Consider the following 13474-nt stretch of genomic DNA (forward strand, 5'->3'; position numbering starts at 1 on the left):
CCGCGGCGCAATCATCCAGCGTGAACAGGCTATTCTTTGCATCAAATGACCGAATCACCCGTTCTCGACCGTACCGACCTGCGCCTGCTGGCCCTGCTGCAGCGCAACGGCCGGGCGACCAATGCCGACATCGCCGCCCAAGTGAACCTGTCGCCCTCGGCCTGCCTGCGCCGCATCCAGCGGCTGGAGGCCACCGGGGTGATCGCCGGCTACGCGGCCCGCGTCGACCCCAAGGCAGTGGGGCTGGGCCTGCAGGCGTTCGTACGCGTACAGCTGGAACGGCATGACCCGGCCAGCGTCCAGCAGTTCGGCGACCGCGTGCAGGCCTGGGACGAGGTGGTCGCCTGCTATGCGCTGACCGGCGACATGGATTACCTGCTGCACGTGGTGGTGCAGGACCTGGAGCACTTCTCCCGCTTCCTGCTCGACAACCTGCTCAACGCCAGTGGCGTGGCCGACGTGAACTCCAGCTTCGTCCTGCGCGCGGTGAAGACCGACGGCGGGCTGCCGCTGCCCGGCGCCTGACGAGGACATCGCCTGTCCGCGACGCGTGCTACAACGCGCGCAGTTTCCATGAGGACATGCCATGTACGGACTGATCGGCAAGATGCGCGCCACGCCCGGCCAGCGCGACGCGTTGCTCGCGATCCTGCTGGAAGGCACCGAGGCCATGCCCGGCTGCCTGAGTTACGTCATCGCGCAGGATCCCGCCGAGGCGGACGCGATCTGGATTACCGAAGTCTGGACCGATGCGGCCAGCCACACCGCCTCGCTCTCGCTGCCGGCGGTGCAGCAGGCGATCGCGAAGGCGCGGCCGCTGATCGCGGGATTCGACCACCACATCGAAACGGTGCCGGTGTGTGGGCAGGGGTTGCTGTCTCCGCGGTGAGCCATGGAGCACCGATGTGGGAGCGACGTCAGTCGCGATGATGTGCCGCTGATCTGTCATCGCGACTGACGTCGCTCCCACGATCCACTCGAACCGACGCGTTCGATCTAGACTGCCGCATGGACCTGTTCTCCCACTCCTGGCAACGCGCCTGGGCCGGCATCGGCGCGGCAGGCGAGGGCGGTGCGCTGTTCGCGCGGCTGATGGCGGCCTACGCCGAACCGCAGCGCCACTACCACACGCAGCAACACCTCGGCGAATGTCTGTCGGCATTCGACGGCGCGTGTGCGTTGGCCGAGCACCCCGCCGAAGTCGAAATCGCGCTGTGGTTCCATGACGCGGTCTACGACATCAAGGGCCACCACAACGAGCAACGCAGCGCGGACTGGGCACGCGATGCGCTTCGCGATGCGGGCGTCGACACCGGATCGGCGCAGCGCGTGCATGACCTGGTGATGGCGACAAGGCATACCGCGGTGCCGTCGGGACAGGACGAACGGCTGCTGGTCGACATCGACCTGTCCATCCTGGGTGCAGAGCGGGCTCGCTTCGGCGAGTACGAGCAGCAGATCCGCAGGGAATATGCGTACGTGCCCGGCTTCCTGTTCCGCCGCAAGCGCCGCGAGATCCTCAAGGGTTTCCTCGACCGGCCCGCGATCTACAGCACGCCGCATTTCCACGACAGGCTGGAGGCGAGGGCGCGCGACAACCTGCGCCGCGTTACCGAAGCGTAGCGCCGGGCTTACCCGGCTCCACCACGATGTCAGGCATCGCGAAGTACTGGGGACAGGCGCAGCGGAGCGAGCGCCGCGCTACTGTTTCACGGGCTGACCGGCGGCGTCGCATTTCACGTCACGGCCGAACAGGCGGCCCAGTCGCGAGGGCTCTTCCAGGCAGCGCGGGTCGGGCTTCGGCGGCGCGTGGCGCGCCGCGTGTGCGGCGTTGCGGGTGCGCTGCAGTTCGGCGAGCTTGGCCTTGATCTGCGGCATCGCCGCCAGCGCGGCACGTTCGCCTTCCAGGATGGCGGTGTTCTTCTGTTCGAAATCGGCCGGGCCGATGTCGTTGACCTTGGGCCGGATGACGATGTCGGCGCGCGCCAGTTCCTGTTCGCCCAGGCGCTGGCCCATGATGCTGATGGACTGGTTGACGATGCCCAGCATGCTGCCGGGCTTGGTGCCCGGCGCCTTGGTGGAGATGTCCACGGCGATGACGAAGTCCGCGCCCAGCTGGCGCGCCGCGTCCACAGGCACCGGACTGACCACGCCGCCGTCGACGTAGCTGGCCTTGCCGATCACCACCGGTTCGAACACGCCCGGGATACTGCTGGACGCGCGCACCGCCTGGCCCGTGTTGCCGCGCACGAACACCGTCCGCTCGCCGTTCTCCAGCTGCGTGGATACGGCCGCGAAGGGCTTCTTCAACTGCTGGATGGTGCGCTTGCCGACCAGATCGTTGACGTAATCCTGCAGCTTCTGGCCCTGCACCAGTCCGCCGGAGAACAGGCGCACGTCGCGGATCTTCGCTTCGTCCAGCGCGAACGCCTGGGTCTGCATCCGGAAGGGGTCCATGCCGCTGGCGTACAGCGCGCCGACCACGCTGCCGGCGCTGGTGCCGGACACGACCTGCGGCTCGATGCCGTTTGCCTCGAGCATCTTGATCACGCCGATGTGGGCGAACCCCTTCGCCGCGCCGCCGCCCAGCGCGATGCCCACCTTCACTTTCGGCGCGGCGGGCGTCGGCTTCACCGCCGCCGGCGGTGGCGTGGGCTTGACGTTGTCGCCGCCGCACGCGGCAAGCAGGGTGACGCAGGCGGCGAGCAGCAGGGGACGCGGGATCAGGTGCATGGGGCGGGGCAGGATGGGGGGCGATCAGCGGCGGAGCATAGCGTGCGCCGCCGCAATGGACGCCAACCGCCTCGCGTCCTCAGAAGCTGTTGTCGCCGTCCAGGATGCGGCCCAGGCCGCCCAGCACCGAACCCTCGCCGCGGGCCTGGCCGCCGCCCTGCGGCGCGGCCTGCAGCATGCGGCCGGCCAGGCGCGAGAACGGCAGCGACTGCAGCCACACCTTGCCGGGGCCGGTCAGCGTGGCCAGGAACACGCCTTCGCCGCCGAAGAACATGCTCTTGATGCCGCTGACCGGGCGCACCTCCATGTTGACGCTGGCGTGGTAGGCCACCACGCAGCCGGTATCCACATCGATGCGCTCGCCGGCCTTGAGTTCGCGCTCGACCACGCAGCCGCCGGCATGCACGAACACCCAGCCGTCGCCTTCCAGCTTCTGCATGATGAAACCCTCGCCGCCGAACAGGCCGGTCAGGATCTTGCGCTGCAGGTGGATGCCCACGGTCACGCCCCGTGCGCCGGCCAGGAAGCTGTCCTTCTGGCAGATCAGGCGTCCGCCGTGTTCGTCCAGCTTCATCGCCAGCACGGTACCGGGGTAAGGCGCGGCGAAGGCGACCTTGGCCTTGCCCTGGCCGGTATGCGTGTACATGGTGGTGAACAGGCTTTCGCCGGTCAGCACGCGCTTGCCGGCCGAGAACAGCTTGTCCATCAGGCCGCCGCCCTGGCCGCTGTGCGAGCCGTCGCCGAACACCGTATCCATCTGCACGGCGCTGTCCTTGAACATCAGCGCGCCGGCTTCGGCGATGGCGCTCTCGCCGGGGTCCAGTTCCACTTCGACGAACTGCATTTCGTGGCCGACGATGCGGAAATCGATCTCGTCCGCGCCGCGGCGGCCACCGGCGCCCGGCAGCGGCGGCAGGTGCGGTGGGGGTGTGGCGGCGCCGGCCAGTTCGGGCAACTCGCGCACGGGCTTCCATTCGCGCATGCCCTCGCGCCAGGCCAGCGCGCCCGGGGTCCGCTGGGCGAAGGCCTGCGCGGCGGCCTCATCCAGGGGGCCATGGCGCTGGTTGTCGGCAGGGGTATGGAAGAACCATTGGCTCATGGCGGCGATCCGGCGGCGGGGAAGGGCGCCGAGTCTAGCCCGCGGACCGGGCGCGCCGTCACCTGCCAGCCGTCACACCGGCAGGCTGAACGTACGGGCGCCGGCGCGGGCGTACGGCAACGGCGATTACCTTCGCCGGAATGGGACTTCCGGCCATTGCCCCCCTTGTTGCTGTAATGCAACATTCGCGTGCTAGCGCCCCGGCGCGCCCCGCCACCACCCACCCGGAAGCCCACCGCCATGTCCCGACTCTGCCCGGCCGTCGTCCGGCCGCATCGCCTTGCCTTTGCCATCGCCGCCCTGCTGCCGTTCGGCACCGCCTTCGCCCAGGATGCCGCCACGACGACGGCGGAAAAGGAAGCCGCCACCCTCGACACCGTGGAAGTCACGGCGCAGCGCAAGGTGGAGAACATCCAGGATGTGCCGGTCTCGATTTCCAGCGTCAGCGCCGAGAAGCTGGACGTACTGGGTTCGGGCGGCAACGACGTGCGCTTCCTCTCCGGCCGCGTGCCGAGCCTGAACATCGAATCCTCCTATGGCCGCGCCTTCCCGCGTTTCTACATCCGCGGCCTGGGCAATACCGACTTCGACCTCAACGCGTCGCAGCCGGTCTCGCTGATCTACGACGAAGTCGTGCAGGAAAGCCCGCTGCTGAAGGGCTTCCCGGTGTTCGACCTGGAACGCATCGAAGTGCTGCGCGGCCCGCAGGGCACCCTGTTCGGCCGCAACACGCCGGCGGGCGTGGTGAAGTTCGAATCGGCCAAGCCGACCCGTGAACTGAGCGGCTACGCCCAGCTCGCTTACGGCACCGACAACATGTGGAACTTCGAGGGCGCGGTCGGCGGCCCGCTGAGCGAGCGCTGGTCGGCCCGCGTGTCCGCGCTGTACCAGCGCAAGGACGACTGGGTGACCAACACCTACGCCGCCGGCACCAGCGACGGCTTCGAGGGCTACGACGAGTCCGCCGCCCGCGTGCAGTTCCTTTACGAAGGCGAGGCGTTCGAGGGACTGTTCAACCTGCACAAGCGCCACCTCAACGGCACCGCGCGCCTGTTCCGCGCCAACATCATCGATCCGGGCAGCAACAACTTCGTGCCGGGCTTCGACAAGGACGAGGTGTCGGTCGACGGCCAGAACTTCTCCTGGCTGGACACCTGGGGCGGCAGCGCGCGCCTGCGCTGGGATTTCGGCGATCTCAGCCTGTACTCGATCACCGGCTACGAGACCGCCGAGTCGCTCAACCGCGGCGACATCGACGGTGGCTACGGTGCCGTGTTCCTGCCGGATTCCGGCCCGGGCGTGATCCCGTTCGCGTCCGAGTCGGCCGACGGCCTGCCCGACCACAAGCAGATCACCCAGGAGTTCCGCCTGGAGTCCGACTACGCCGGCAAGTTCAACTGGCAGGCGGGCGTGTTCTATTTCAAGGAAGACATCACCATCGACAGCTTCAACTACGACTCGCTGGCGCCGGGCAACCCGCGCGCCGGCCATGCCGTGCAGGAGCAGGAGAACACCGCATGGGCCGCGTTCGCGTCGGGCGAGTACGACGTGACCGAACAGCTCAAGCTGCGCGGCGGCGTGCGCTATACGCAGGACAAGAAGGACTTCAGCGCCAGCGTGCTGGAAGCCGCGCCGTTCGGTGCCCCGGTCGGTGGCCCGTACCGCGTCAGCACCGACGTCAACGACGTCAGCTGGGACCTGAGCGCCGTGTACGCGCTCAATGACGACGTGAACTTCTACGGCCGCGTGGCCAAGGGTTTCCGCGCGCCGTCGGTGCAGGGTCGCCTGCTGTTCGCCGCACCGACCGCACCCAACGGCGGCGTGTCCACGGCCGACTCGGAAGAAGTCATCTCCTACGAGATCGGCGTGAAGGCCGACCTGTGGGACAAGCGTGCGCGCCTGGGTTTCAACGTGTTCCGCTACAACGTGGACAACCAGCAGATCATCGCCGTCGGCGGCGGCTCCAACATCGCGACCCTGCTCAACGCCGACAAGAGCGTGGGCCAGGGTTTCGAGCTGGACCTGGAGGCCTACCTGACCGACAGCCTGCTGGTCACCCTGGGCAGCAGCTACAACGACACCGAGATCAAGGACGCCAACCTGACCGTGCCGGGATGCGGCGGCGGCTGCACCGTGACCGATCCGCTCACGCCGACGGGCTACTCGATCGACGGCAATCCGCTGCCGCAGGCGCCGAAGTGGGTGCACAACCTGACCGCGCGCTACGGCATCGGCATGGGCGAAGGCGCCGAGCTGTACATCTACACCGACTGGGCCTACCGCAGCGAAGTGAACTTCTTCCTGTACGAGTCGCTGGAGTTCCGCGGCAAGTCGTCGCTGGAAGGCGGCCTGCGCATCGGCTACGCGTGGAACTACGGCGACTACGAAGTGGCGCTGTTCGGCCGCAACATCACCGACCAGACGCGCATCGTCGGCGGCATCGACTTCAACAACCTGACCGGCTTCATCAACGAGCCGCGCACGGTGGGCGTGGAATTCAGCGCGAAGTTCTGATGCACAGGGCGTCCTTCGTGGGAGCGACGTGAGTCGCGAAAGGACGCCGAATCCTTGTCCGGAAGAAGGAAAGGCAGACCGGAACGGTCTGCCTTTTTCTTTTCTGCCGTCGACAACGCAGCTTGGGATCGCGACTCACATCGCTCCCATAGGCAGCGTCAGGACGTCGGCGGCTCCCGGGGCGGGAAACGCAGCACCACCCCACGCGGCTCCTCTTCCGGATGCTCCGGGCGCACCCACAGCAGCGGCACCTCGCGGGGAGCCGGCAGTTCGAGCTCGTCGTCGCCACGCGCGGCGGCTTCCTCTTCCTCGATCTCCCAGCTGTATTTCTTCTTCGGCAGTTCGGGGTCCAGGCGCCGGAACAGGAACGCGGCGACCAGGCCCGCCACTGCGCCGCCCATGTGCGCCTGCCACGACACGCCGGCCTCGCGCGGCAGCACGGTCAGCACCATGCCGCCGTAGAACAGGAACGCGATCATGCCGGCGGCGATCGCGGCGCGGTCGCGACGCAGCAGGCCCAGCATGAAGACCATGAACATCAGCCCGTGGGTCAGGCCGCTGGCACCCAGCGTATGCGTGCCGGGATCGGCCAGCAGCCACGGCCCCAGCCCGGCCCCCAGCCACACCAGTGGGATCGCCCACAGCGTGGCCCGCGGATAGACCGCACCGGCCAGCGTGCCGAGGATCAGCAGTGCCGACGCGTTGGCGGCGATGTGCTCCAGCGAGCCGTGCAGCAGCGGTGCGGTGAGGATGCCGAGCAGGCCGTCCGCCGACAGCGGCGCGATGGTGAAGGGCCGCACGTCGAAGCTGCCCTGCGCCGAATACACCATCGCCAGCAGCAGCACGAAGGCCAGGCTCAGATTGAGGGCGCGGAACAGGCGGCGGCGGTCGTGGAGTCGTTGGGTTTCCGGATCGAAGGCCGGATCGTCGGGATGCAGGTCCATGGTCCAGTTCTGGCGACGGGGCAGACGAATGCAAGGCCCGCCCACCCTGGACAGACCATCCCGCGCACGGGATGGTCTGCCGGGATCGCCGTCAGGCCGCCGTGTCGGCCTTCTGCGGCCGCGCCAGGCTCAGCGCCACGGTCACGGCCAGGATCATCGCCACCGTGCCCAGCGACCACAGCACCGGGATCTTGTACACATCCACCAGCAGCATCTTGCTGCCGATGAAGGCCAGCACCACGGCCAGGCCGTAGGGCAGCAGGTGGAAGCGGTCCGCCATGCCGGCCAGCAGGAAGAACATGGCGCGCAGGCCCAGCACCGCGAACACGTTAGAGGTCAGCACGATGAACGGGTCCGAGGTGATGGCGAAGATCGCCGGGATGCTGTCCACGGCGAAGATCACGTCGGTCACCGCGATCATCACCAGCACCACGAACAGCGGCGTGTAACGACGGCGCTTGCCGCGGCCCAGCCACAGCGCCGCCCCGTAATAGCGGTTGATCAACGGCAGGTGGCCGGTGATCCAGCGCAGCACCGGATTCTTGTCCAGGTCGGGCTCCTTGCCGGCGGCGAACCACATCTTGATGCCGGTCAGCAGCAGGAACGCACCGAACAGGTACAGCAGCCAGTGGAACTTGGCCAGCAGCGCGGCGCCCACGAAGATCAGGATCGCGCGCAGGACGATGGCGCCCAGGATGCCAATCACCAGCACGCGCTGGCGCTGCTCTTCGGGTACGGCGAAGTAGGTGAACAGCATCAGGAACACGAAGATGTTGTCGACCGCCAGCGCCTTCTCGACCAGGTAGCCGGTCAGGAATTCCAGGCCCACGCGGTTGGCTTCGGCCGCACCCGAGGTCTGGCCGACATACCACCACAGGGCGCCGTTGAAGATCATCGCCAGGGCGATCCAGCCCAGGCTCCACCAGGCCGCTTCCTTGAACGTCACCTTGTGCGCGCCGCCGTGGCGCATCAGCACCAGGTCGACCAGCAGCGCGATCACCACCAGGCCGCCGAAGCCGGCCCACAACCAGGGGTTGCCAATCGTTTCCATCGAGATTCCCGAAAAAAGTGGAGGACGGCCGCAGGCGCGGACAACTCGGAACCGGGAAACGGGGGATCCGGGGGTGCCTTCGCCATCGCGGCGAAGGTCTCGCTCACAGCCCGGTGGGCTGCCGTGGGACCGGAGCATCGCTGCTCGAAATGACGGCCGACACGTTGGGAGCTACTCCCCTTCTGGCGCGGATTGTCCGGATGGCGCCCGGCCAGGTCAACGGGGCAGGTAAAATGCCGTTCATGAATACGCCCAACCCGACCGTACGCCTGAAGAACGCCTGGCGTTCCAGCCACCCGTGGATCTTCCAGAAGCTGGTCGAGAAGCCCGCCGCCAAGCCCAAGTCCGGCACCCTCGTCGAGGTGGTCGGCGTGGACGGGGAGTGGATCGGCCGCGGCTTCTACAACGGCCATTCGCGCATCGCCGTGCGCATCCTCGAAACCCACCCCGACATTCCGGTGGATGCCGGCTGGTTCTCGCGCAAGATCGCCGATGCGGTCTCCCTGCGCCGGGACGTACTGAAGCTGGATGCCGTCAGCGATGCCTGGCGCGTGGTGCACAGCGAGGGCGACGGGCTGTCCGGCCTGGTGGTGGACCGTTACGGCGACCTGATCGTGGTGGAGTTCTTCGCCGCCGGCATGTTCCGCCACCGCGAATGGATCTACGAGGCCCTGCGCGATCAGTTCCCCGGCTGCCGCTTCCACAGCTTCGCCGACGAACACGTGCAGAAGCAGGAGAGCTTCGACTTCCACGGCAACACCACCACCGAAGCGGCCGTCATCACCGAGTACGGCGTGAAGTTCCGCGCCGATCCCGCCGGCGCGCACAAGACCGGCTTCTTCGCCGACCAGCGCGAGAACCGCGAATGGCTCAGCCGCCAGGTGGACGGCAAGACCGTGCTGGACTTGTGCTGCAACACCGGCGGCTTCGCGGTGTACGCGGCGGCTCGCGGCGCCAGTGAGGTCGTCGGCGTGGACATCGACCAGGACGTCATCCAGATCGCCAAGGGCAACGCCCGGCTCAACAACGTGCGGCCCAAGTTCGTGCAGGCCGACATCTTCCCGTACCTGCGCGACGCGGCGAACCGCGGCGAACAGTACGACGTGGTGATCCTGGACCCGGCCAAGATGACGCGCGACCGCGAGCAGGTGATCGCCGCGCTGAAGAAGTACCTGGACATGAACAAGCTGGCGCTCGGCGTGGTGAAGCCCGGCGGCCTGTTCGCGACGTTCTCGTGCACCGGCCTGGTCAGCGAGGAGCAGTTCCTCGACATGCTGCGCCGCGCCGCGTATTTCTCAGGCCGCACGATCCAGATCCTGAAGGTCGCCGGCGCCGGCCCCGACCATCCCTTCATGGCGCACGTGCAGGAATCGCGCTACCTGAAAGCGGTGTTCTGCCGGGTGGTCGACTGAGCATGCACGGTGCGCGGATCGTTCCGATCCTGCTCGCCGCACTGGCAGCCGGCTGCGCGTCCACACCGGCCGTACCGTGGCAGTCGCTGGCCGATGTCGCGCAGTGGCGCAGCGTCGGTGAGTCCGCACTGGATCCGCGCTGGCAGGCCAGCGATGGCGAACTCGCGCTGACGGCTGCGGGGGGTGGCGACATCATCAGTGTCGCTGCTTATGACGACTTCGAACTCGAATTCGAATGGCGCCTGCCTGCGGGCGGCAACAGCGGTGTGTTCTATCGCGCCGTCGATGCCTCGCCCGTGTGGGCACGTGCGGCCGAGTACCAGCTGCTGGACGACCGCGAAGCCGAAGACCGCATCGTGCCGAGCCATCGCGCCGGTGCGGTGTACGACCTGATCGCGCCGGGACAGGACGCGCTTCGTCCCATCGATGCATATAACCACGCGCGCATCGTCGCCTGCGGACCGCACGCGGAGCACTGGCTCAATGGCGTGCGCGTGGCGACCTACGACCTCGACAGCGATGACTGGAAACGTCGCGTCGCCGCCAGCAAGTTCGCCGGGCAGGCGGACTTCGCGACGGCGCGCCGCGGCCATCTCGCGCTGCAGGACCATGGCAACGCCGTGTACCTGCGTGGCATGCGGATCCGCGCGCTGCGGAAGGATTGCAAGCCGGCTTCACTGTAGGAGCGACGTCAGTCGCGACCGCGCGCTGACAGATGTCGATGGCGCCGGATGATGCATCCCGGCGAATCTGCGCTTGTTGATGGTGCCGCTGCTGTCCGGCCGTCCGGTCGCGACTGACGTCGCTCCTACAGAAAGAACAAAAAAAGGCGGGCTGAAGCCCGCCTCTTCATGCGCCATGCGCGGCGATCAGCCCTCCGGCGACAGCTCGATGCAGTCGAACTGCACGTCCGGGTTCACGTCGGCGTCGTAGTCCACGTCGTCGCGCTCGAAGCCGAACAGTTTCAGGAACTCGTGCTTGTAGTTCGCGTAGTCGGTCAGCTGGAAGAGGTTCTCGCTGGTCACCTGCGGCCACAGCGCCTTGGCCTGCGTCTGTACCTCGGGCTTCAGCTCCCAATCGTCCAGGCGCAGGCGGTTCTCGTCGTCGGTCGCGGCCGGAGCGCCGTCGGTGCGGTACATGCGGTCGCGGAACAGGCGGTCCAGCTGCTCGATGGTGCCTTCATGCAGGCCCAGTTCCTTCATCACCTTGAACACGATGCTGATGTACAGCGGCATCACCGGGATGGCCGAACTGGCCTGCGTCACCACCGATTTCAGCACCGCCACATTCGCGGTGCCGCCTGTCTTCTGCAGGCGCGCGTCCAGGCGCTGCGCGGTCTGGTCCAGGTCCACCTTGGCGCGCCCCAGCGCGCCGTGCCAGTAGATCGGCCAGGTGATGTCGGTGCCGATGTAGCTGAACGCCACCGTGCGCGCACCGTCGGCCAGCACGCCGGCCTGGTCCAGCGCATCGATCCACAGCTCCCAGTCCTGCCCGCCCATCACGGTGACGGTGTCTTCGATCTCCTGCTCGGTCGCCGGCTCGATGGTGGCCTGGACGATGGCGTCCTTGTTGGTGTCGATCGCGGTGGAGGTGTACGGCGCGCCGATCGGCTTCAGCGCCGAGCGCTTCACTTCGCCCGTGGTGGGCAGCTTGCGTACCGGCGAGGCCAGCGAATAGACCACCAGGTCCACCTGGCCGCCCATTTCCGTCTTGATCAGCTCGATCACCTTGGCGCGCGCCTCGTCGGAGAACGCATCGCCGTTGATCGACTTGCTGTACAGGCCGGCTTCCTTCGCGAACTTGTCGAACGCGGCCGAGTTGTACCAGCCCGCGGTGCCGGCCTTCTTCTCGCTGCCGGGCTTCTCGAAGAACACGCCCAGCGTGTCCGCGCCGAAACCGAACGCCGCGCTGATCCGCGCCGCCAGGCCGTAGCCGCTGGATGCACCGATCACCAGCACCTTCTTCGGTCCGTCGTTGCGCACGCCCTGCGCGCGCGTGGCGGCGATCTGGTCACGCACGTTGAGCTCGCAGCCGAGCGGATGGGTGGTGGTGCAGATGAAGCCGCGGACTTTGGGATGGATGATCAACGTCGTAACCCGGGGGATGGTGTGCCTGCGCGGCATCTTAGTGCCGCAGGCGCCGGGAATGAAGCGCTGTGCATGCACACGCCGGCGTATGGGATGGCGCCATGGCCGGCGCGTGGACAAAGAAAAGGCGGGCCGAAGCCCGCCTTGTCGTCATGCATGCCGAGCTGCCATCACGCATCGCCGCCTTTCGCCAGCACGCTGTTGCGCCGGCTGTAGGCCAGGTAGACGACGAAGCCGACAGCGTTCCACACCAGGAACCACAGCTGCGTCCTCTGCGGCAGGCTCCAGAACAGGTACAGACAGCCGAGGATGGCGACGGGGCCGACGATCCATGCCAGCGGCGTGCGGAACACGCGCGGGCGCTCCGGTTCGCGGCTGCGCAGCACCAGCAGGCAGACGCCGACCGCGACGAAGGCGGCCAGCGTGCCCGCATTCGCCAGGGCGGCAATCTCGTCCAGCCGCGCCACGCCGGCCAGCGCCGCCACCAGGATGGCGGTGAACACGGTGATGGCCACCGGGGGGCCGGTGCGCGCGTTGACCTTCGAAAGGCCGCGCGGCAGCAGGCCGTCGCGCGACATCACGAAGAAGATGCGGCTTTGTCCGTAGAAGAACGCCAGCAGCACGGTGGGCAGGGCGATGATCGCCACGATGCCGATCACCAGCGCGGCGGTGCCGTGGCCCAGTTCGCGCATGATCAGCGCCAGCGGTTCGGCGCTCTTGCCGAACACCGTGTAGCTCATCGCGCCCACCGCGGCCAGCGCCACCAGCAGGTAGATCAGCGTGCAGCCGATCATCGAGCCGATGAAGCCGATCGACAGGTCGCGGCCGGGGTTCTTGGTCTCCTCCGCCGCGGTGGAGATCGCGTCGAAGCCGTAGAAGGCGAAGAAGATGATCGCCGCGGCCGCCATCACGCCGCGCTCGACGCCGGCCGCATCCAGCGATTTCGGGAAGCCGAACGGCATGAACGGCTGCAGGTTGTCCGGATTGAACGCCGGCAGCGCGACGGCGATGAACACCGCCAGGGCGATCAGCTTGAACACCCCCAGGATCGCGTTGAGCGTGGCGCTCCCGCGCGTGCCGGCCATCAGCAGACCGGCGACCATGAACGTGATGACGATGGCCGGGAGATTGATGACGCCGCCGGCGTGCGGACCTGCGGCAAGGGCGGCGGGCAGGGGACGTTCCAGCCGAAGTTCTGCTGCACCCATTGCAGGAACCCGACGAAGTAGCCGGACCAGCCCACGGCCACGGTGCTGACCACCAGTGAATACTCCAGGATCAGGCTCCAACCGACGATCCAGGCGATGGACTCGCCCAGCACGCCGTAGCTGTAGGTGTAGGCGCTGCCGGCGGCCGGCATCATCGTCGAAAGTTCCGCATAGGCCAGTGCTGCGCAGGCGCAGACAACGCCGGCGATGACGAAGGACAGCAGCACGGCGGGACCGGCCTTGTCCGCGCCCACGCCGATCAGCGTGTAGATGCCCGTGCCCACGATGGCGCCGATGCCCAGCGCGACCAGGTGCGGCCAGCTCAGCGTGGGCACCAGCCGGCGCCCTTCTTCATGCTGGGTGATCCGGTCGATGGATTTGCGCCGTAGCCAGGTCATGGGAACTCCTCGAATGCGTCAATGGGGC

The 13474-nt window shown here is 67.6% G+C and carries 11 protein-coding genes and 1 pseudogene; 6 read left to right on the forward strand and 6 right to left on the reverse strand.

The features are described 5' to 3' along the window. Window positions 1-45 precede the first annotated feature (45 nt). From CSC76_RS05630 to CSC76_RS05640, 3 genes are all read left to right on the forward strand, one after another. On the forward strand, window positions 46-525 hold the full coding sequence (locus tag CSC76_RS05630) for an Lrp/AsnC family transcriptional regulator (RefSeq protein WP_162109057.1): 480 nt from the start codon (window positions 46-48) through the stop codon (window positions 523-525). A gap of 61 nt (window positions 526-586) precedes the next feature. Continuing rightward, a complete protein-coding gene (locus CSC76_RS05635) occupies window positions 587-889 on the forward strand; it encodes a putative quinol monooxygenase (protein WP_162109058.1) in 303 nt (100 codons plus the stop codon). Between the two features lie 119 nt (window positions 890-1008). Further along, window positions 1009-1623, forward strand: a complete 615-nt coding sequence (locus tag CSC76_RS05640) for an HD domain-containing protein (RefSeq protein ID WP_162109059.1) — start codon at window positions 1009-1011, stop codon at window positions 1621-1623. 78 nt (window positions 1624-1701) lie between these two features. Here the strand turns inward: CSC76_RS05640 and CSC76_RS05645 are convergent, their stop codons facing one another. Together CSC76_RS05645 and CSC76_RS05650 are read right to left on the reverse strand one after the other, a co-directional pair. Next, complete coding sequence (locus tag CSC76_RS05645; protein WP_162109060.1) at window positions 1702-2733, reverse strand: patatin-like phospholipase family protein; 1032 nt, start codon at window positions 2731-2733, stop codon at window positions 1702-1704. 79 nt (window positions 2734-2812) lie between these two features. Further along, window positions 2813-3832, reverse strand: coding sequence for a TIGR00266 family protein (locus tag CSC76_RS05650; protein ID WP_162109062.1), 1020 nt, complete (start codon window positions 3830-3832; stop codon window positions 2813-2815). A gap of 240 nt (window positions 3833-4072) precedes the next feature. On the opposite strand from CSC76_RS05650, the gene CSC76_RS05655 reads away from it, so the two are divergent. Continuing rightward, window positions 4073-6346 carry a TonB-dependent receptor gene (locus CSC76_RS05655; RefSeq protein ID WP_162109064.1) on the forward strand — a complete coding sequence of 758 codons (2274 nt, stop codon included), beginning with the start codon at window positions 4073-4075 and terminating at the stop codon, window positions 6344-6346. Window positions 6347-6504: 158 nt separating this feature from the next. Here the strand turns inward: CSC76_RS05655 and CSC76_RS05660 are convergent, their stop codons facing one another. Both CSC76_RS05660 and CSC76_RS05665 read right to left on the reverse strand, forming a co-directional pair. Next, on the reverse strand, window positions 6505-7290 hold the full coding sequence (locus CSC76_RS05660; RefSeq protein WP_162109065.1) for a rhomboid family intramembrane serine protease: 786 nt from the start codon (window positions 7288-7290) through the stop codon (window positions 6505-6507). A gap of 91 nt (window positions 7291-7381) precedes the next feature. Continuing rightward, window positions 7382-8341, reverse strand: a complete 960-nt coding sequence (locus CSC76_RS05665) for a TerC family protein (protein WP_162109067.1) — start codon at window positions 8339-8341, stop codon at window positions 7382-7384. Between the two features lie 242 nt (window positions 8342-8583). Between CSC76_RS05665 and CSC76_RS05670 the strand changes: the two genes are divergently transcribed. Beyond that, on the forward strand, window positions 8584-9753 hold the full coding sequence (locus CSC76_RS05670) for a class I SAM-dependent rRNA methyltransferase (protein WP_162109068.1): 1170 nt from the start codon (window positions 8584-8586) through the stop codon (window positions 9751-9753). Window positions 9754-9755: 2 nt separating this feature from the next. Beyond that, window positions 9756-10436 carry a 3-keto-disaccharide hydrolase gene (locus CSC76_RS05675; RefSeq protein ID WP_162109069.1) on the forward strand — a complete coding sequence of 227 codons (681 nt, stop codon included), beginning with the start codon at window positions 9756-9758 and terminating at the stop codon, window positions 10434-10436. Between the two features lie 186 nt (window positions 10437-10622). Here the strand turns inward: CSC76_RS05675 and fabV are convergent, their stop codons facing one another. Next, window positions 10623-11840: an enoyl-ACP reductase FabV gene (gene fabV, locus CSC76_RS05680; protein WP_162109071.1), complete on the reverse strand. Its 1218-nt coding sequence runs from the start codon at window positions 11838-11840 to the stop codon at window positions 10623-10625. Between the two features lie 170 nt (window positions 11841-12010). Next, window positions 12011-13446 (reverse strand): annotated as a pseudogene (locus tag CSC76_RS05685) (amino acid permease). Window positions 13447-13474 lie beyond the last annotated feature (28 nt).

Origin of the sequence: Pseudoxanthomonas mexicana (assembly GCF_010093385.1) — a bacterium.
GTDB lineage: Bacteria > Pseudomonadota > Gammaproteobacteria > Xanthomonadales > Xanthomonadaceae > Pseudoxanthomonas_A > Pseudoxanthomonas_A mexicana.